Origin of the sequence: Enterobacter sp. RHBSTW-00593 (genome assembly GCF_013784105.1) — a bacterium.
Classification (GTDB): Bacteria; Pseudomonadota; Gammaproteobacteria; order Enterobacterales; family Enterobacteriaceae; genus Enterobacter; species Enterobacter ludwigii.
The window spans coordinates 911,345-930,749 of sequence record NZ_CP056393.1 but is presented as its reverse complement, the minus strand read 5'-3'; the positions used below and the strand labels follow the sequence as shown (position 1 = coordinate 930,749).

Annotated in this window: 15 protein-coding genes; 6 read left to right on the top strand and 9 right to left on the bottom strand. The window is 55.9% G+C overall.

The genetic code is table 11. The annotated features are described in order from the left end of the window. Positions 1-85: 85 nt before the first annotated feature. Positions 86-2,860 carry an autotransporter outer membrane beta-barrel domain-containing protein gene (locus tag HV242_RS04405; RefSeq protein WP_047355627.1) on the bottom strand — a complete coding sequence of 925 codons (2,775 nt, stop codon included), beginning with the start codon at positions 2,858-2,860 and terminating at the stop codon, positions 86-88. A 449-nt stretch (positions 2,861-3,309) separates the two neighbouring features. On the opposite strand from HV242_RS04405, the gene hemB reads away from it, so the two are divergent. Further along, a complete protein-coding gene (gene hemB / locus HV242_RS04400; protein ID WP_020885251.1) occupies positions 3,310-4,284 on the top strand; it encodes a porphobilinogen synthase in 975 nt (324 codons plus the stop codon). Positions 4,285-4,416: 132 nt separating this feature from the next. Continuing rightward, entirely contained in the window at positions 4,417-6,117 is a 1,701-nt protein-coding gene (locus HV242_RS04395; RefSeq protein WP_047355626.1) for a lysophospholipid acyltransferase family protein, read from the top strand. A 44-nt stretch (positions 6,118-6,161) separates the two neighbouring features. On the opposite strand, the gene tauD is transcribed toward HV242_RS04395, so the two are convergent. The 6 genes from tauD to mmuP form a co-directional block, all read right to left on the bottom strand. Beyond that, positions 6,162-7,013: a taurine dioxygenase gene (gene tauD, locus HV242_RS04390; RefSeq protein WP_014168804.1), complete on the bottom strand. Its 852-nt coding sequence runs from the start codon at positions 7,011-7,013 to the stop codon at positions 6,162-6,164. Next, the gene (tauC, locus tag HV242_RS04385; protein ID WP_014168802.1) at positions 7,010-7,837 is read right to left on the bottom strand and encodes a taurine ABC transporter permease TauC; all 828 of its coding nucleotides are present in this window, start codon (positions 7,835-7,837) and stop codon (positions 7,010-7,012) included. The genes tauD and tauC overlap by 4 nt, the downstream gene beginning before the upstream one ends. After that, complete coding sequence (gene tauB, locus HV242_RS04380; protein ID WP_014168801.1) at positions 7,834-8,601, bottom strand: taurine ABC transporter ATP-binding subunit; 768 nt, start codon at positions 8,599-8,601, stop codon at positions 7,834-7,836. Before tauB ends, tauC begins: the two co-directional genes overlap by 4 nt. A gap of 10 nt (positions 8,602-8,611) precedes the next feature. Continuing rightward, positions 8,612-9,574 (bottom strand): taurine ABC transporter substrate-binding protein, encoded by a 963-nt coding sequence (gene tauA, locus HV242_RS04375; protein ID WP_014168800.1) that lies wholly within the window; start codon positions 9,572-9,574, stop codon positions 8,612-8,614. Positions 9,575-9,770: 196 nt separating this feature from the next. Next, positions 9,771-10,703 (bottom strand): homocysteine S-methyltransferase, encoded by a 933-nt coding sequence (gene mmuM, locus HV242_RS04370; protein WP_063858389.1) that lies wholly within the window; start codon positions 10,701-10,703, stop codon positions 9,771-9,773. Further along, positions 10,690-12,090: an S-methylmethionine permease gene (gene mmuP, locus HV242_RS04365; protein ID WP_025205021.1), complete on the bottom strand. Its 1,401-nt coding sequence runs from the start codon at positions 12,088-12,090 to the stop codon at positions 10,690-10,692. The genes mmuM and mmuP overlap by 14 nt, the downstream gene beginning before the upstream one ends. A gap of 336 nt (positions 12,091-12,426) precedes the next feature. Here mmuP and HV242_RS04360 point away from each other — a divergent pair, with 336 nt between their 5' ends. Continuing rightward, on the top strand, positions 12,427-13,536 hold the full coding sequence (locus HV242_RS04360) for an AI-2E family transporter (RefSeq protein ID WP_020885256.1): 1,110 nt from the start codon (positions 12,427-12,429) through the stop codon (positions 13,534-13,536). Between the two features lie 120 nt (positions 13,537-13,656). Continuing rightward, positions 13,657-15,441: a diguanylate cyclase gene (locus HV242_RS04355; protein WP_063858388.1), complete on the top strand. Its 1,785-nt coding sequence runs from the start codon at positions 13,657-13,659 to the stop codon at positions 15,439-15,441. A 33-nt stretch (positions 15,442-15,474) separates the two neighbouring features. Here the strand turns inward: HV242_RS04355 and HV242_RS04350 are convergent, their stop codons facing one another. Together HV242_RS04350 and HV242_RS04345 are read right to left on the bottom strand one after the other, a co-directional pair. Then, on the bottom strand, positions 15,475-15,984 hold the full coding sequence (locus tag HV242_RS04350) for a hypothetical protein (protein ID WP_063858387.1): 510 nt from the start codon (positions 15,982-15,984) through the stop codon (positions 15,475-15,477). A gap of 20 nt (positions 15,985-16,004) precedes the next feature. Next, positions 16,005-16,901, bottom strand: a complete 897-nt coding sequence (locus HV242_RS04345; protein WP_063858386.1) for a LysR family transcriptional regulator — start codon at positions 16,899-16,901, stop codon at positions 16,005-16,007. A 97-nt stretch (positions 16,902-16,998) separates the two neighbouring features. Between HV242_RS04345 and HV242_RS04340 the strand changes: the two genes are divergently transcribed. Next, on the top strand, positions 16,999-17,793 hold the full coding sequence (locus HV242_RS04340; protein ID WP_044859044.1) for an SDR family NAD(P)-dependent oxidoreductase: 795 nt from the start codon (positions 16,999-17,001) through the stop codon (positions 17,791-17,793). A 68-nt stretch (positions 17,794-17,861) separates the two neighbouring features. After that, a complete protein-coding gene (locus HV242_RS04335) occupies positions 17,862-19,076 on the top strand; it encodes an L-dopachrome tautomerase-related protein (RefSeq protein WP_020885261.1) in 1,215 nt (404 codons plus the stop codon). The last annotated feature ends 329 nt before the right edge of the window (positions 19,077-19,405 follow it).

Sequence of the window (19,405 nt, the reverse complement as noted above, 5' to 3'; positions counted from 1 at the left end):
CTCAAGACATCCGTATTTGTCGGTTCACTATTATTTTTTATTGTCATCTATAAAAAAGCGGGGGCTTATCCCCCGCTTTTATTCATTACCAGGTATATTTCACACCCAGATTTGCGCCCCAGTTCTGGTCAACGTCACCGCCGCCCAGATAAGTGGCATCAGTGTAAGCACTGAAGTTCTTCGTAAAGCTAAACTGGGTACCCAGACCAACCCGCACTGCGGAGCCTTTCACGCCATTATCAATGCTGTCACCGTTAACATCGGCATCGTTATCAGCGTCGTCATAGACATAAGCGAGTTTGAAGTAGGGCGTAAGCGCCTGGTCACCGCCGTAGTTAAAGGTGTAACCGGCATCCACACCCGCTTCGTAACGCAGGCTGTCATAGGATTGACTATCCATGCGCATGTCGTTGCTGAGGCGATAGTCATCACCGGACTGGAACAGACCCGACACGGCCGCGTATGGCGTCACATAACCAGAGAGGTTTGGTTTCCAGTCATAGCCCAGTTTCAACCCAAAACCAACGGCGTCGGTGGTGGTGTTACCGTCAACATACTGACCATTGCTCATGGTCGCGGAGAGATCGTTGTTGAATCGGGTGTAGCTCAGGGAACTGTCGATGAACAGATCGTTCGCAAACTTCGCGGACGCGTACATCATTGCCGTCTGGCTGTCCTGATCCACCTGACCGGTGCGATCGCTGATATCGCCTTTGGCGAAACCTGCCGCACCACCGACGATCCACTTCGCATTGTTACCGTCAATCAGGGTATCCAGACCAACCATGATACCGCTCACGTCCTGATCGTAGCTGATAACGCCATTATCGCCGTCGAAGTTGCCGCCAACGTAGCTTACCCATGCCCCGCCGTTATCCGCCAGGCCATGACGACTGTTGGTCAGACGCGCGCTAACTGCATCCTGCTGCAGATTCCAGATGTTGGTGTTGGCAGACGGGATGCTCAGCGCCATGTTGGCATAATCGGTCAGCGCTTGCTGTTGCAGAACAACAGTGTCGCCTTTCTGCTGCGCCTGATAAGTATATGCCCCTAAATCGGCTTTATTTGCCGCAGTGAAGCTGGCGTGGGTCTCCGTGTTGTTGTCATAAACACGGATAATCTCCTGGCCTTTATAGTCAGCAACAGAGCCGGCGCCGGTGGCGTTGTCGATACGCACGGCGTAATTCCCTGCCACGTCACCATTCACGGCCAGATGGCCGTCAGCGTTGAGTGCCACAACGCCGTAGTCGTAATCGGCTTTGCTCATATCATTGGTGATATAGCGGGCGTTGTTCAGATCGCTGTTCAACACGTAATCACGGCTGGCCACGTTCAGCACGCCGCCATCCGTTAACACCATATTGTGCGTATCCACCTGGCCGAGGCCGAGAAACAGCTCCGCATCGTTGTCCACGGTAATGGTATTGGCATACAGCTCCGCGGTTTCCTCTGTCAGGGCCGCACGGCTGTCGCTGTCCAGATAGAGGCTGTCGGTTGCCACGGCACCCTTGTCACCGATGTTCAGAGATGAAGCATTGGACAGGGTGATGGAATCAGCCAGCAGGCCCGAGTTTTCAACATTGACCTGCGAATGATTATTCACCGTCAGCGTGTCGATGTTAGAGAGCTTACGAGTATCCCACTCAGAGCCGTTATCCAGCATGACGTTGAACAGACCGCTCTGATAGACCGCTTCACCCGCGACATGTCCATTATTGTCGAACGTGGAATCCGGCCAGATGCTATCTGGAGAGAGGGCGCGCCAGTCAACGTCACTGTAGCCCAGGCCATACATCTGCGCGGTGCCGATAGCCTCAACGCTGGACTGCGCTGCGCCGACCCATTTGCTGCCATTGGTCAGCGTGACGTCCAGCTTATCGGTGTCATCCCAGCCGTTGGTGGTTGGGTTGTATATACCGTCAGCCGTCGTATCGGTTGCCGGATCGCCGTTCGGGTAGAAGTTGTTATCGAAGGTACTGGAGAACAGGATATCGCCGGTGATCGTGGAGTGATCGAACGTGGCGGTGGTCTGCATCGCGTTGTCAGACGCACTGGCAGCAACAATCAGCGCCGCGTCGTCAGCCGCAGTGGCATTGGTTTCACCGTAATCGCTCGGCTTCGCGGTTTGACCATAGAACCCGCTGGTGCCCAGGTCACTGTATGCGCCAGAGGTCAGCACCGAGTCTTTCACCAGCAGCGTGTCGGTAAAGACATTGCTGCTGTTCGCCACACCTTCCACACCGTCATACGGGGTATTATCCCGTTCCTGATACCCCTGAGTCAGGGTAATGCCGGCGATGTGAGAGTTATTCTGAATAACAATATCCGATTCAACATCCAGGGTAATTGCATTGCCCAGCGCATAGGTGTCCAGATAGTGCGTTTCCGTATTTTCCCCGTTCACAACGTCATACGCATAATGCTCGTAAGTATCATTGATCGTGGAGTTATCGACGGTCAGGCTAAAACGGTCGTATTGAGAATGGGTTGTGCCGTCCGTATCCACACCATCAGCACATGACGCGGTCATGCATTCTGAGGTGATCATGCCATTAATGGTGCTGTTGGAAATGCTCAGCGCATTCGCCCGACCATTGATACCATCATCCAAATAATAGGTTGATATAACACCATTCACGGTGGATTTATTAATCACCGGATAAATATCACCATCGTGCGTCGCATCAGAGTAATCCCAGTCAGCGTAACCATAATACCAGGGTGCTGCTGCCGTATTATCATATCCGAAGGTATTATATGTCGTACCAGAAATATCCTTCGCATTGGCCTGAGAAGCGATAGCCAGGGTGCAGGCTAATGCAAGTTGTGATACAACCAGTTTCTTTTTCCATGTTTGCATTGGGTCATCCCTCCTCAGGGACGTAAGCAAGTTTGTCCATCTAACGATTTTGCAATACTTAATTGCGGAGGGAATTATGCATTTTCAATCTGAAAAGGTTCAATGAATCATTCCATTAAGTCCGCATTCAGACAAACAACATGAAAATAATGCAGTAGCGATACAATGCCATCAATAATCATTATAAAACAAGCAGTTAAAAACCCCCTTATAAAGATAAAAAATATAATAAAAATAAATAGATCATTTTCAATGATATATTTACTTCATCATAGAAATAAAACCAATATTTCGTAAACAATTAACGCCAGTGGAAGGGAGGATATTATTGATCGCGTAACACGTTGGCATCGGGATTTCCCCCTCGACAAAATGCCCACTTTGGTAAAACACCTTCTTTCACTTTGAGGTACACTAACCCTCTTTGTTCCACAAACCTCAGGCATACCATGACCGATTTAATTGCTCGTCCCCGTCGCCTGCGCAAGTCACCCGCACTACGCGCTATGTTTGAAGAGACAACACTGACCTTAAACGATCTGGTGTTGCCGATTTTTGTTGAAGAAGAGATTGACGACTACAAGGCCATCGAAGCCATGCCTGGCGTGATGCGCATTCCTGAAAAGCATCTGGCGCGTGAAATCGAACGTATCGCCAATGCAGGGATCCGCTCGGTGATGACCTTCGGCATCTCCCATCATACCGACGCCACCGGCAGCGATGCCTGGAAAGAGGACGGTCTGGTCGCCCGTATGTCGCGCATTTGCAAAGAGACCGTGCCGGAAATGGTCGTGATGTCCGACACCTGTTTCTGCGAATACACCTCTCACGGCCACTGCGGCGTGCTGTGCGATCACGGTGTGGATAACGATGCTACCCTGCTGAATCTTGGTAAGCAGGCGGTGGTTGCTGCCGCTGCGGGTGCTGATTTCATCGCGCCATCAGCTGCGATGGACGGGCAGGTGCAGGCTATCCGCCAGGCGCTGGATGCTGCCGGTTTTACCGACACGGCCATCATGTCCTACTCCACCAAATTTGCCTCCTCTTTCTACGGCCCGTTCCGTGAAGCAGCCGGTACGGCGCTGAAAGGCGATCGTAAAACGTATCAGATGAACCCGCTCAACCGTCGGGAAGCTATCCGTGAATCCCTGCTCGATGAAGCCCAGGGCGCAGACGCCCTGATGGTGAAACCGGCGGGAGCCTATCTCGACATCCTGCGTGATATTCGCGAACGCACCTCGCTGCCGCTGGGCGCGTACCAGGTCAGCGGCGAGTATGCGATGATCAAATTCGCCGCCATGGCGGGTGCGATCGATGAAGAGAAAGTGATCCTGGAAAGCCTGGGTGCGATCAAACGCGCGGGTGCGGATCTGATCTTCAGCTACTTTGCGCTGGATCTGGCTGAGAAGAAAATTCTGCGCTAAGGCGCAACGGTGCCGGGGGGCGGTTTCGCCTGACCCGGCCTGCTCTCCCTGCCTCACGAAACTTCACCAAACTGCAATACAACCGACATCTCCCCCTTCTACTGTCATCGCAAGACGGCAGGAGGAGTGATCATGTTTAGTCTCGATAGTGTTCTCGATGACCTTTGGCCTCAGGCGAGGCCGGCACCCTGGCAAAAAAGTCTGTTAAAAAGGCTGTTTTACGAAGAAGAATTCCAGCAATTTGCCGCAGCACACCGCCACCTGAAAGGACTGGATATGGTGGAGCAAGTTCTGGAGCACCTTGATATTCTCTGCACCGTTTCCGCCCGCGATCTCGAACAAATCCCCGAACATGGCCCTCTGGTTATCATTGCCAACCACCCGACAGGTACTCTGGACGGGCTGGCGCTGATGTACGCCGTCTCGCGCGTGCGACGCGATGTCAAAGTCGTGACCAACCGGATGCTGACCCACCTGGAGCCGCTAAGCTCGCTGTTTATCCCGGTCGATAATATGGGCGGCAGGACGGCAAAAACGTCGCTGGTACAGATGGAACAACATCTGCAAAACGCGGGCGTGCTGATCTTCTTCCCGGCGGGTGAAGTTTCCCGGCCGACGCGAAAAGGCATTCGCGATAAAAAATGGCACTCAGGATTTATCAAACTCGCCACCAAACTGCGCGCCCCGCTGCTGCCGGTACATATTCAGGCGCACAACAGCCTTCTCTTTTATGCCAGCACGCTGGTGTCGCCGACGTTATCCATGCTGCTGCTGATGCAGCAGATGTTCCGCCGTCGCCATAGCCAGCTGCCGATTACAATCGGTCAGCAGATTGCCTGGAGTGACTGGTATAGCGCCACCCTTTCGTCGCGTGAGATGGCCGAAAAGTGCCGTCAGCACGTGATACGTCTTGGCAAGGGAGTGCCTGGCGTCTTTAAAACCCAGTGCGCCATTGCCCGTCCGGAAGACCGGGCTACGCTAAAACGCGAGCTGGCGCAGGCTGAATGTCTGGGCAAAACCGGCGATGGAAAATCCATCTATCTCTGGCAGCGTAACGGCCAGGAAGAGGCGCCACTGCTACGCGAACTGGGCCGCCTGCGTGAGATTGCGTTTCGCGCGGTGGAAGAAGGGAGCGGTAAACGCCGGGACACTGACAGCTACGATGATGATTATCTGCATCTGATCTTATGGGACGATGAGGATCTGGAGATTGTCGGTGCGTATCGCTTTATGCCCACCGCCAGACAAGTGGAGCGTCGGGGGCCGGAAGGCCTGTACAGCTTCAGCCTGTTCCACTACGACGACAAAATGCAGGATGTGCTGGAGCACGGCATTGAGCTCGGGCGCAGCTTTATTCAGCCGCGCTACTGGGGACGCCGCGGTCTGGACTATCTGTGGTCAGGCATTGGTGCCTATCTGGCGCGTTATCCTCACTACCGCTATCTGTTTGGTCCGGTCTCGATTTCCGGCGGCTTACCGCCTGCCGCGCGGGATCTGCTGGTGGCGTTCTACCGCCTCTGGTTCCCGGCAAGCCATCCGCTCGCGGCGTCACGCCAGCCCTACCCGGCATCGCTTCCGGACGTGCTGGCGCAGTTTGGCGGCGTGGATTATGTCGACGATCTGACGAAGCTGAAATCCCTGCTCGGCAATCTGGGCTGCGGCATTCCGCCGCTCTACAAGCAGTATTCCGAGCTATGTGAACCGGGTGGCGTACAGTTTATTGATTTCGGGAGCGACCCGGCATTCAACAACTGCGTTGACGGCCTGGTGCTGGTGGATTTGTGTTATCTGAAGGCGAACCGCTATCAGCGCTATATTGAGGCGCATTTGTAACCCTGCTTTCCCCTCTCCCGTCGGGAGAGGGTCAGGTGAAGGCATCAGCCCGCACGGTAAAACGGTTTATCCCCTAAAATCGTCGCCCGCTGCATAATCCGACGCTGCGGCAGATAATCTGCGTTCGCATAGTGTTGCGTCACGCGATTGTCCCAGATCGCCAGATCGTTCTCCTGCCAGCGCCAGCGCACCTGAAATTCCGGCCTGGTGATATGGGCAAACAGGAAGCTTAACAGCGCATCGCTCTCTTTTTCCGTCACGTCTACGATCCGCGTCGTAAAGCCTTCGTTCACAAATAACGCCTGCTTACCGGTCACCGGGTGCGTACGCACCACCGGATGCAGCAGCGGCGGATGTTTCGCGACCGCGTCCTGCCAGCGCAGATGTTCCTCTTCGCTTTTCCGGTACTTGTACTCCTGGAAGGATTTTTTGAAGTCATGTTCGGCCCGCAACCCGCTCAGCAGCGTCCGGAACGGCACGGACAGCGCCTCGAAGGCGGCGATACCGCTGGCCCACAGCGTATCTCCACCGGTGTCCGGCAACAGCTTCGCCGCCAGTATCGCCCCGGCAGGTGGCGTTTCGATAAACGTCACGTCGGTGTGCCAGTTGTCGTTGTCCGGCGGATTATCGTTATGGGTATCCAGCACGATGATCTCCTCCACGCCTTCCGCATGGGGATAGACCGGGTGAATATGCAGATCACCGAAGCGCAGGGCCAGCGCACGCTGCTGCTGCGGGGTGATCGCCTGTTCGCGCAGGAACACCACCTGATGGCGCAGCACCGCGTGGTACAACTGCTCGAACTGGTTATCGCTCAGTGGACGGGTCACGTCCAGGCCGGAGACCTGCGCACCAATGTATGGCCCCAGCGGGGTGATGGTCAGACGTTCACTCATTGTATTTCTCCATGCCAGGGCGTCAGACGTCGCTGTAGCGCGCGCAGCCCCAGTTCTAATCCAAAGGCGATCACGGCGATCACCGCGATCCCTGCCAGCACGACGTCAGTCGCCAGAAACTCTCCCGCCGACTGCACCATAAACCCTAATCCGCGCGTGGCGGCGATCAGCTCAGCCGCCACCAGCGTTGACCAGCCCACCCCGAGGCCAATGCGCAATCCGGTTAAAATCTCCGGCAGTGCGCCCGGTAAAATCACAAACAGCAGCACCTGAAGACGGCTGGCACCCAGCGACTGCGCCGCGCGGATCCGCACCTGCTGCGCACTCTTCACCCCAGCCAGTGCCGACATAGCAACCGGGGCAAAAATCGCCAGATAAATCAGCAAAATTTTCGAGGTTTCCCCGATGCCAAACCAGATAACCATCAGCGGCAGATAGGCCAGCGGTGGGACCGGACGGTATAGCTCAATCAGCGGATCGAGAATGCCGCGCACCGTCGGGCTCAGCCCCATCGCGATACCCACCGGGATGCCAATCACTACCGCCGCCAGCAGCGCCACCAGAATACGCGCCAGACTGGCACCTAAATGCTGCCAGAGCGTGGCATCCATAAAACCCTGCGGCCCGGCGATGGTGATGAGTTTCGCCAGCACCTGTCCCGGTGGCGGAAGGAACAACGGGCTAACCCACTGTTGCGCTGCCACCGCCCACCAGACCGCGAGCAATACCAGCAACGTGCCCGCACTCAGCGTGATCTGGCGAGAGAACGGCCAGCGTAACGCGAGACGAGGACGGCGCGTTTTTTCACTGAAGACAATGCTCATGAGAATGCCTCCCGTTGTTCAAATACGCGGCTTAAAACATATTCGCGCTGTTCAATAAACAGCGGATCGGATTTGATACTGCGGACCGGTTCACCGGCCACATAGCGACGGGCAAAGCTGAGCGGCAACCGCTCCAGCACACGACCCGGCCCCGGCGAAAGCAACACTAGTTCGGTCGCCATAAACACCGCCTCTTCGATATCGTGGGTAATCAGCAGTACCTGCTTGCCCGTTTCGTGCCACAGGCGCAAAAGCAGCGTTTGCATCTGCTCACGGGTGAAGGCGTCCAGCGCACCAAACGGCTCATCCAGCAGCAACAGCTGTGGGTTTGCCGCCAGCGCGCGGGCAATCCCGACCCGCTGACGCTGGCCACCGGAAAGCTGCCAGATAAAACGTTTTTCAGCGCCCTCCAGCCCCACCTTTTTTAGCATCTCACGCGCGGTCGCCAGCCGTTGTTCACGGTGAATCCCCGCAAGCTGCAGGCCGAAGGCGACGTTTTCCTGCACGTTGCGCCACGGAAGCAGCCCTTCACTCTGAAAGACCACGCCGCGCTCTGCACCCGGGCCCTCGACCCGTTTCCCTTCCAGCTGGATGGAACCATGCTGATACGGTACAAACCCGGCGATCAGATTCAGCAGCGTGGTTTTGCCGCACCCGGACGGACCCAGCACGACCAGCAATTCACCGCTGTCCAGCGTCAGGTTGATCTCCTCCAGCACAGGTTTACCGCCGTAATCAGCAGACAGATTTGTAATATTCAGCATCGCTTCCCCCTTATTTCACAAAGCGATCGGTCACGTACTGGCTGTAATCTGTCGCCACCGCAGGCACTTTGCCCTGCTCTTTCAGAAACGTAGCGGTATCGACAATCGCTTTATTGACCGGCCCATTGAGCTGCTGGACCTGTTGTGCAGGCGTGAGATAGGTATTGCCTTTCACCAGCCCCGGCACGTCCGCTTCCGGAACGCCGCTCAGGCGCGACAGTTTTTCCAGATTGCCCGTCTCTTTCAGCCACGCATCGGGGTTGCTGAGATAAGGCTGTTGGGCGTCAATGGCGCTTTTAGCAAACGCCTTCACCACATCAGGGTGTTTCTCCGCGAAGTCTTTACGCACGACCCACACGTCGAGCGTCGGCGCGCCCCACTGCCCCACCTGTTCGGAATCGGTCAGCACGGTGCCGTCTTTTTCCAGCTCATTCACGGCAGGTGCCCAGACGTAAGCGCCGTCGATATCCCCACGCTGCCAGGCGGCAATAATTGCGGGTGGCTGCAGGTTGATGATCTGCACCTGGCCCGGCTTGATGCCCCAGTGTTTGAGCGCCGCCAGCAGGCTGTAATGGGTGGTGGAGATAAACGGCACGGCGATGCGCTTGCCAATCAGATCTTCCGGCCGGGTGATGTTTTTCTTCACGACCAGGGCTTCAGAATTCCCGAGCTGTGACGCCAGCAGGAAAACCTCAACAGGCACCTGCTGGCTGGCAGCCACTGCCAGCGGGCTGGAACCGATATTGCCAATCTGCACATCGCCGGACGCTAATGCGCGCACGACGGCCGCCCCGCTGTCGAATTTACGCCAGTCCACCTTCGCGCCGCTTTCTTTGGCGAAGGTGTTATCCGCCTGCGCAACTTTTGCCGGTTCCGCAGAGGTTTGATACGCGACGGTAACGTCTACCGCCTGTGCCTGAAATGCCCACAGCGCCAGCGCGCCGAGAAGTGTAATTCGCGATGAAATTGCCATTGTGACTGCTCCCCTTGTTGTTATGAGGGCAGTATTTCCGGCGCAGGAATTTTGATAAAGGAATAAAAAAGAATCGTTAATTCCGATTCGTTTTTAGAAAAAAAGTGGCAAAGGATAGTGAATTTTGTGGGGTTTATTCTGGCTCCCTCTCCCGACGGGAGAGGGATGAGGTGAATGCATCAGACGACACACGGCATCAGCGCTGCGCCTTTAGCTCTGCAATGTCTTTCGGCGTGGTCCGGCAACATCCTCCAATCAACTTCGCCCCGGCCGCCAGCCACTGGGGTAAATAGCCCGCCAGCGTTTCGCAGGCTTCGCCATGGTGATGCCAGGTTTTGGTCACGGCGTCATAATGCTCCCCCGAATTCGGGTAGACCACCAGCGGCAGTGCGGTGAGGCTGTGAAGATGTTTCAGTGCCGCGGTGGTATTTTCCAGCGCGATACAGTTGACCCCCAGCGCCACAATTTGCGGATAGCGTTCCAGCGCAGAAATCACATCGCGCAGCGGCGTGCCGTCGCTGAGGTGCTCGCTGTCACGCAGGGTAAACGAGAACCATCCCCGGGCCCGGGGATACTCGGCCAGAAGCGCCGCCAGCGCCTTGATTTCAGCAAAGGATGGCAGCGTTTCGCAGGCCAGCAGATCTGCCCCGGCATCCAGCAGCGCTTCCACGCGCGGGCGATGGAAATCGGTAAACGCTTCTGCGCTTCGCACGTAGTCACCGCGATACTCAGAACCATCCGCCAGGTATGCACCATACGGCCCAACCGATCCCGCGACCAGCAGCGTGCCTGCATGAGGGTTTTCCGCGAGATACGCTTCGCGCGCCTTACGCGCCAGCTCCACACTTTTGCCAATCAGCGCGCGGGATTGCGCCTCATCCAGGCCTCGTGCGGCAAACCCCGCAGGCGTGGCCTGATAGCTGGCGGTGATCGCCACCTGCGCTCCCGCCCGGTAGTAGTCCAGATGAACGTCGCGGATAAGATCCGGGTTTTCAACCAGCACTTTGGCAGACCACAGGCTGTCTGCAAGATTACAACCGCGCGCTTCCAGTTCCGTCGCCATCGCGCCATCCAGCACCACAAATGGCTGTTTTTCAAGGATGGCGGTAAGCGGATTATTCTGCGACATGTTCAGGCTCCTGCGATGTCATGTTTCGGGTCAGGTAGTAGGCACCATAACACAGGGCAACAAACGGAAGCCCGCAATAAAGGGCAATACGCTGACTCGGGTCAAACGCCAGACCAACACAAGCCACCACGCAGAGGATAAAGCCAAGCACCGGCACCAGCGGATACCACGGCGCGCGATACTGCAGAGCGGAAAGCGGCTGACCAGACTGAAGATGGCGACGACGGAAGACAAAATGCGACGCGCAGATGCTGATCCAGACCGCCACCACAGCAAAGCCTGAGATGGCGGACAGTGCGACAAACACCGTGTCCGGTGCCACCACGCTTGAGAACAGCGCCAGTACGCCGCCAAGCATTGAAACAGAAATCGCCGTCATGGGTACGCCGTTTTTATTAACGCGCGCAAAGCAACGCGGCAGCGTTTTTTCATTCGAGAGTGACCAGAGCATGCGGCCAGAAGCGTACAGGCCCGAGTTCGCCGCCGACAGGATGGCCGTCAGGATCACGAAGTTAAAAATATCAGCCGCGTACGGAATACCGACCTTTTCGAACACCAGTACAAACGGACTTTTTTCCACGCCAGCCTGATGCATCGGGATCAGCGCGGCCAGCACAAACACGGTACCAATAAAGAAGATGATCAGCCGGGCAATGGTGGTGCGAATGGCAACCGGAATCACCTTGTGCGGGTTTTCCGTCTCACCCGCCGCGATACCGATAAGCTCTGTCCCGGAGAAGGCGAAATTCACCGCGACCATGGTCATCAGGATGGGCAGGCCGCCGTGCGGGAACCAGCCTTCAGCGGTAAGGTTGGTTAAGCCCGGCGCGGGAGAACCGTCCTGCATCGGGATAAAGCCAAACACCGCAGCGCCGCCAAGAATAATAAAGGCAATAATGGTGATGACTTTCACCAGCGAGAACCAGAACTCGCCTTCGGCAAAGAAGCGCGTGGAGATGACGTTAAGGCCGAAGATCACCACGCAGAACACCACGCACCACGTCCAGACGGGCACCTGCGGGAACCAGTACTGCATACAGAACCCGGCGGCGGTAAAGCTCGACCCGAGCGCCACCGTCCAGGTAAGCCAGTAAAGCCACGCCACGGTATAGCCTGTAGCCGGGCCAAGATAGCGGGCGGCATAGACGTGAAACGCGCCGGTTTCCGGCATCGCAACGGAAAGTTCGCCCAGACACTGCATCACCAGCCAGACCACCAGCGCGCCAATCAGGTACGCCAGCAGAGTTCCCGCGGCCCCGGTCGTTGAAATGATATAACCAGTATTGAAGAATAGCCCTGTCCCAATGACCCCACCCAGCGAGAGCATAATCAGGTGGCGTGTTTTCATGGTGCGCTTAAGCTGCCCATTTTCTTGTTGTGTTTGCATATTACCTTCTATACGTATGGACATCTAAACATCCAAAGAAGGTGTGTTATACCGCGATTGTTAAGAAAAAGCTAGATGACCAGACGTAATCGGGCGCGCCGCGCGCTGAGTCTGGGGTGGGTTGTGAGGATCACATACAGGAACGGACGCCAGGCCATAAGCACCTCCGCAAGCAGATACTTACAGCATGGCGCGGACCCTGACGTTCTTCGGTCAGTCGAAAGTGGTATCCGTAACGAGCGGGTTCATACGCGGGATTTTACAGTGGCGCAATTCTTGGTAAATCCCTCAATCAGTTCTATAGTCGACACAGTTTCATCGTTACAGGATCAACTGATGCGCTTTAACGGACTGACCAAAGGTTTCTTTATCTTCATACTCGCCCTTGTCACCTGGGCTTTCTTCGACGTGCTCTCCCCCTACTTCTCTGCGATTTTATGGGCCGCCATTCTTACCGTTATCTTTAACCCGGTAAAAAACAAGCTGCGCGCGGCGATGGGCGATCGCAACGGACTGGCTTCGCTGTTAACCATCGGCATTATCTGCCTCATCGTCTTTATCCCGTTGATGGTGATCTTTTCATCGCTCGCCATTGAACTGAACGTGGTGTACACCAAGCTGCAAGCGAACAATACCCAATTCCCGGAAGTGGTGGCGAGCATCTTTAACCACCTGCCAGGCTGGGCCAGCGGCTTCCTTGCGGATCACAATCTGACGAACGCGGCGCAGATCCAGAAAAAACTCTCCGATGTGGCCCTGCAGGGCGGACAGTATCTGGCCGGCAGCGCGTTTCTGATTGGTAAAGGGACGTTTGGCTTTGCGATCAGCTTCGGCATCATGCTTTATCTGCTGTTCTTCCTGCTAAAAGATGGCCCGTATCTGGTACGCCAGATCCTTGATTCGCTTCCTCTGTCTGATTTTGCCAAACAGCATCTGTTCGCCAAATTCGTCGGCGTCTCGCGGGCAACGGTAAAAGGTACGGCGGTAGTGGCGGTGGTTCAGGGCACGCTCGGCGGGATTGCATTTGCCATCGCTGGCATTGACGGTAGCGTACTCTGGGGCGCGCTGATGGCGTTCCTTTCGCTGGTTCCGGCCGTCGGCTCGGCCATTGTCTGGGTGCCGGCCGCCATCTTCCTGTTCGCCACGCATCAGCTCTGGCAGGGTCTCTTTATCGTTGGCTTCTTCGTCATCATTGTCGGGCTGGTGGACAATATCCTGCGTCCATTGCTGGTGGGGAAAGACACCAAAATGCCGGACTACCTGATCCTCATCTCAACCCTTGGCGGGATGGAGCTGTACGGCATTAATGGCTTTGTGATTGGGCCGCTGATCGCCGCGCTGTTCATCGCCTGCTGGAACCTGTTCTCCGGTCGCGATCACGCGGGTAACGCCGAAGAGCTGGATGCGGATTTCATCGAGGAAGGAAAAAACCCTCCAGATTTGTGATGATATGACGATAAAGACCACACCAGGCGGCACTGTGCCGCCTTTTTTTTCGCCTTAAATCAAACGTTTTCTATAATTTGAAAGAACGCCATCCTTCTCATGTCGTAAAAGGATCCACAGGTGCGAATCGCAACGATAACTAACTGGGCCTATGGTGCCACGGTCTGCCTGACCCTTGTCTCAGGCATCATCATGCTGATGGCATCCAATGCCGACACCGTGGAACGTCACGCCGTTGAACAGCGTCAGCGCTTTGATGAGCTGACGGAGGATATTGAAACCGACGCCTGGGCGCAGTCCGATTTAGCCCGCCTGTACGTAATAAAAAAAGATCCGCAAACACTCAGACAATACAGCCAGTCAGAGAACAACCTGAAAAATGTCGAGCTGAGGCTGGATAAACTGCGCGATAACGGCGCGTCCGATGAGGAGCTGTCCCTGCTGCGGGAAGGTCTCAAGATTATCGATGCGCTACAGGATGAACAGCAGACGGCCCTGACCAGTACAGAACGGGGAGAAGATGCCCAAGCCATTGCCCTGCTTTATGGTGCGCCCTATGAGCAGGCACTGGAACGCGCACAAAACCAGATTGATCACTTTCGCCAGATCCTCGACAAGCGGGTGATTGCGTCCGTGCAGGATGCCACCAAAAAATCGAAAGCACTGCGTACGGCCTCTGAACTGATGGTTGGCCTGACCGCCCTGCTGTTTCTGTTTGTCCTGGGCTTTATCCTGAAACGTCGCGTGCTGCGCCCCGTGGTGCGTCTGAGCGACGTGGTACACCGCCTGGCGTCGCAGGATTACGCCGTCGAAACGCCGAATTTTAATCAGATTGATGAGATTGGCGATATGGCGCAGGCGATCCGTATTTTTCGTGAAAACGGCCTAGCCCGGCAACGGCTGGAAAAAGAGCGCGACGCCGACTGGGCTGTCCGCGAACTGCTGGCCCGCATGACGCAGCGGCTGCAAGGGTGTGAGAACTTTACCGATGTTATCAACGTGGCGGAGCTGTTTGCCCCCAATATCGCCCCGGGGGTCCCTGGTCGGCTCTATGTCCTTGACCGCGATCCCTGGCAGATGCGCTGCGTTGCCCAGTGGCTCTCCCCCACGGGAGAGGAGATGACGTTTCATCCTGACGAATGCTGGGCAGTAAGGCGTGGTCAGAGCCATCCCCCGTTCAGCGGTAAGCCGGATATCGCCTGCTATCATCTGCCGGAATCACTGGCGTATCGTTCGCTGTGCGTGCCGCTCATTGCCCAGGGCGAGGCCATTGGTCTGCTCTCATTCCAGAATATCACCGCGGAAAATGCCCCTGCCCGTGCTTATCTCGAACTGATGGCCGAAGCGCTCGGTCTGGCGCTGGCAAACCAGCGGCTACGCGATGCGTTGCTGGAAAAAGCATTGTTCGACCCGCTGACCGGCTTGCGTAATCGCCATCATCTGGAAGATACGCTTCATACCCAAATGACACAGGCCATTCGTAACGGCGAACCACTGAGTTGCATGATGATCGATATCGATCACTTCAAGAGCATTAATGACCGGTTTGGCCATGAAGCGGGTGATCAGGTTATTAAAAGCGTAGCGACGATTGTTCAGCGGGCTACCCATGACAACGGAATGGCTTTCCGCTACGGCGGGGAGGAGTTTTTAGTACTGCTTTCCGGTGCTGATGAAGAAGAAGCGCATGACTGTGCTCAACAGATTTACAACGGCGTACAAGGGTTGTCGCTACGTTATGGACTCACGGAGATTGGGCCAGTCGATGTTTCGATTGGTATCGCCAGCTATCCGCAGCACGCCCAGAGTGACAACCTGCTGCGTGCAGCCGATGTGGCTTTGTACCGGGCTAAAGAACTGGGCCGATCGCGGATTGTAAGTTTTGGGATGCTGGAGGCGGGCTAGACCTCATGTTGCGCCACTGAGGCTTTCCCCTGTTCATGAGCGCGTGATAGCCCAAAGCACCACGATACCCAGCGCATTACTGCGTTTTTCAACATATAAGGTGTTATCGAGTTGATAGTCGCCCATTGGGTGACAAATACGTATCTTCTCTTTCAGTTCAGGTTCATATACTTCAGCCCCTTCACAATTATATCTGCCTACAGATTTATATTTGTAAGGAGCACTCCAGGACGACACTTTCCCATCCAGTAAATAAACCGCCGTAAAGACGACGAAAATGGCGAGAGGCATGCTGATAAAAAAGGTGCCAATGAACACTTTTAGACGCTCAGAAAATGGCCAGCCTTTCAACCGTCCCTTCCAGATAAAAATGACCATCAAAGCCAGCGACAAGAGCAATGAGCCGGTCGCGATGTATTGCATTGCGAGAGCGTTAATAAATGTCACACGGTAAATTTCTACGCGCCAGGTAATAAAACAAATTACCAGCGTCAATACCCCAACAATCGCTGGAATCAAAAACGAATAAGACGTTTTTTTCATATTGCACCCTTCCCTTGTCGTTATTGCTTGGTCAGGAGATCAATCATCGCGCGGGTGGCAGCGGACTGGCGCCGGTGTGGCGCGAAGATCACCGAGAACGGCCGCGAGCGTCCGCGAAGATGAGGAAGCACCTCCACCAGCTGACCGCGCTGTATCCTGTCCTGGACGATAAATTCATAGCTCTGGCAAATCCCCATACCGTGTTCAGCCAGGGAGACGACACCCAGCACATCATCCGATGTTTCGATAGGTGAAGCGGGTAGCCAGTCCACATCGCGTTCGTCTTCCCGAAACACCCACGGAGCGATGCGACCGGTGCGCGGCAAAATAAACGGCAGACACATGTGTCGGTGCAAATCATCCAGCGTTTGCGGAGTCCCCATCCTGTGAAGGTACGCGGGTGATGCGACCAGCAGCAAAGCGGCATCCTCCAGTTTACGCGCGACTAAACCGCTGTCGGGCATCTGACCCAAACGAATCGCCAGATCGAACCCTTCAGCAATCAGGTCGACGTTGCGGTTGGTGATGTTCAGATCCACCTGAACGCGCGGGTAGTGTTGGGAGAATCGCGCCAGCAAGGGCGGCAGACGATAGTGCCCGTAGGTAGTCGGTACACTCATGCGCACGCGTCCGGTCAGGTCGCCTTCCTGGCCCTGCCCATTACGTTCAGCTTCATCCAGCAGGGAAAAAGCAGAGCGCGCCTGCTCCAGATAAACTCGCCCTGCCTCGGTCAGGCCTACCCGACGGGTGGTTCGCTGTAAAAGCTGTCGTCCCAGACGCGTCTCAAGGCGGGAAACCGCACGACTCAACACCGAGGGCGTGGTGGACAGGGCAACGGCAGCAGCAGTAAATGAGCCGTGTTCAACGACAGCGATGAAGACCTCAACATCGCCAAGATAATCGAATTTTCTGCTCATTATGCTCTTTCAGGAACAAATGTTTTTCAATTCCGCTAATTTATCTCCAGTTGGGCGATGAGTAAAGTGTGCGCATTCATCACCAGAGGGTAAAATCATGGATCTTCAACTCACCGGTAAGACAGCACTCGTTACTGGCGCAACCGCGGGGATTGGTCTGGCCATCGCCCGCACGCTGGCGCGCGAAGGCGTGGCCGTCACCATTACTGGTCGTGACCACGCGAAATTGCAAAACGCCGTGGCAGACATTACCGCCGCTCAGCCTCAGGCGCAGGTCACCGCCATCGTTGCCGACCTGGGAAACGCTGAGGGGGCAAAAGCCCTGATCGTGGCCTGCCCTGACACCGATATTCTCATCAACAACCTGGGCTTTTATGAAGCCCGAGACTTCGCCGACATCACCGATGATGAGTGGCTGAACATGTTCAACATCAATGTCATGTCCGGCGTTCGCCTGTCACGGCATTACTTCCCGCGCATGCTGGAACGCAACTGGGGCCGGGTGATATTTATGTCGAGCGAAGTCGGCGCGTTCACGCCGCCAGACATGGTGCATTACGGCGTCAGTAAGTCGGCGCAACTCGCCGTTTCGCGCGGTATGGCCGAACTCACGAAGGGGACGGGCGTTACGGTCAACAGCGTACTGCCTTCAGCGACCCGCTCCGACGGCATTATCGAATACCTGCGCCAGACCGCGCCTGCACCGGGTATGACCGACCAGGAGATCGAAGCGAATTTCTTCCAGACCTACCGCCCCAGCTCTCTTATCGCGCGAATGATCGATGCTGATGAGATAGCCGCGATGGTCGCGCTGCTGGCAAGCCCGTTGGGCGCTGCCTCTAACGGCGCCGCGGTGCGCGTCGAAGGCGGCACCTTCCGCTCCATTCTTTAATGCAGCAGCCGTAATGACCTGAGGGGAATCAGTGTCCCCTGCTTTCCCCTATTTACCGGAGCATAGAAATGTTCAAACGTACCCGTAATATGTCCGCCATCGCGATGGCAATGTTGTTCTCTTTTGCGAGCGTAGCCAGCGCAGCGAACCAGGCCCCTCTTGAGCGCTGGCGCAGCTATACCGGCGTAACCTGGAATACGCCTGAGAAGGGGGAAACGCCGACGCCGTTTTCCGGCTCGGTTAACGCGCCCATCGCAGGCATCCACTTTGATGCAAAGGGAAGAGCCTTTGTCAGTACCCCTCGACTGGTTTCAGCCGGTGCACCCGCGACGTTAAGTATTCTTGATACGACCGTGCAGACCGGACCGGCGCGCCTCACGGCATTTCCGTCCCGCGAGGGTAATGCGGTGGAAACCGCTCCCGACCAGAACCTGCGTAACGTGCTTGGCTTCTATATTGACCGTAAGAATGGCTGGCTGTGGGCCCTGGATATGGGGTTCGTCGCGGGAGAAGCGGAATCCCCCGTGGGTTCGCAGAAACTGATGGTGCTGGATCTGAATACCGGCCGCACGATCAAACGCATTCCACTGGATGGCGTGGCAGATCGCAAGGCGAGCTTCCTCAATGATGTGGTTGTTGATGAGACGCGCCGTGTCGCCTACATCTCCGACAGCGGCTCGCGCAGTGCGCCTGAGAACCGCGTCGGTCTTATCATCGCCGATTTCGCAACCGGCACTGCCCGACGCGTGCTCGACCGTCATCCAGACCTGCAGATTGAGCCGGGTGTGAAAGTCGTCTCGCACGGGGCTGAAGTCTGGCCTGGCCGTCCATTACTGATTGGCATCAACGGTATTGCGCTGTCTCCGGATACCGGCACGCTCTACTGGACAGTGACGACAGGGACCCATGCGTTTGCGGTACCGACTGACATTCTGCGAAAGCCAGGTGCTGACGATGCGCAGATTGCGGCGCAGATCCGGGATCTTGGTTCGGTGGGAGGCAATACCGACGGTATCGTGACCGATGCCGAAGGCAACCTCTATATCACCGATGTGACACACAACGGTATTGTCAGGTATGAACCGAAGAGCGGCTCAATGACCCTGATGGCGTCAAACGACGGCGTACACTGGCCGGACACGCCGGCCATCAATCCGGACGGGGATCTGATCTTTACCTCCAGCAGCCTGAACGACCATTTTGCTGGCGCGGTCAAACCTGGCCAGGAGCGCTATGACGTATGGCGTTTACCCCTGAAGGCGTTGCAGGATAAGCACCAGTAACGCGACTGCGCATGCTCCGTACTGGAAACACTACACGCTCACAGGGACTCACCTTGTGGGCGTGTACATTACTGACGCCGGTGTATGCGAGATAACCGGTGCAGCCAGAAGCAAACGGGCAATGACAGCAACAGAAAAAGGCAAAATGCGGCCAGGAATGCATCCGTTGTAGTAAAATGCAGGACTGAAGCTGCCAGTCCCCCTGCGATTCCACTGAGCACTATCAGGCCAAAAAACACCCACCCGGTAGAGTACCAGAGAATATTGTTGATTAGTCTTCTTATCATCTGCTGAGTTCTGCGAAAAATATTGGAATGAATACGATATCG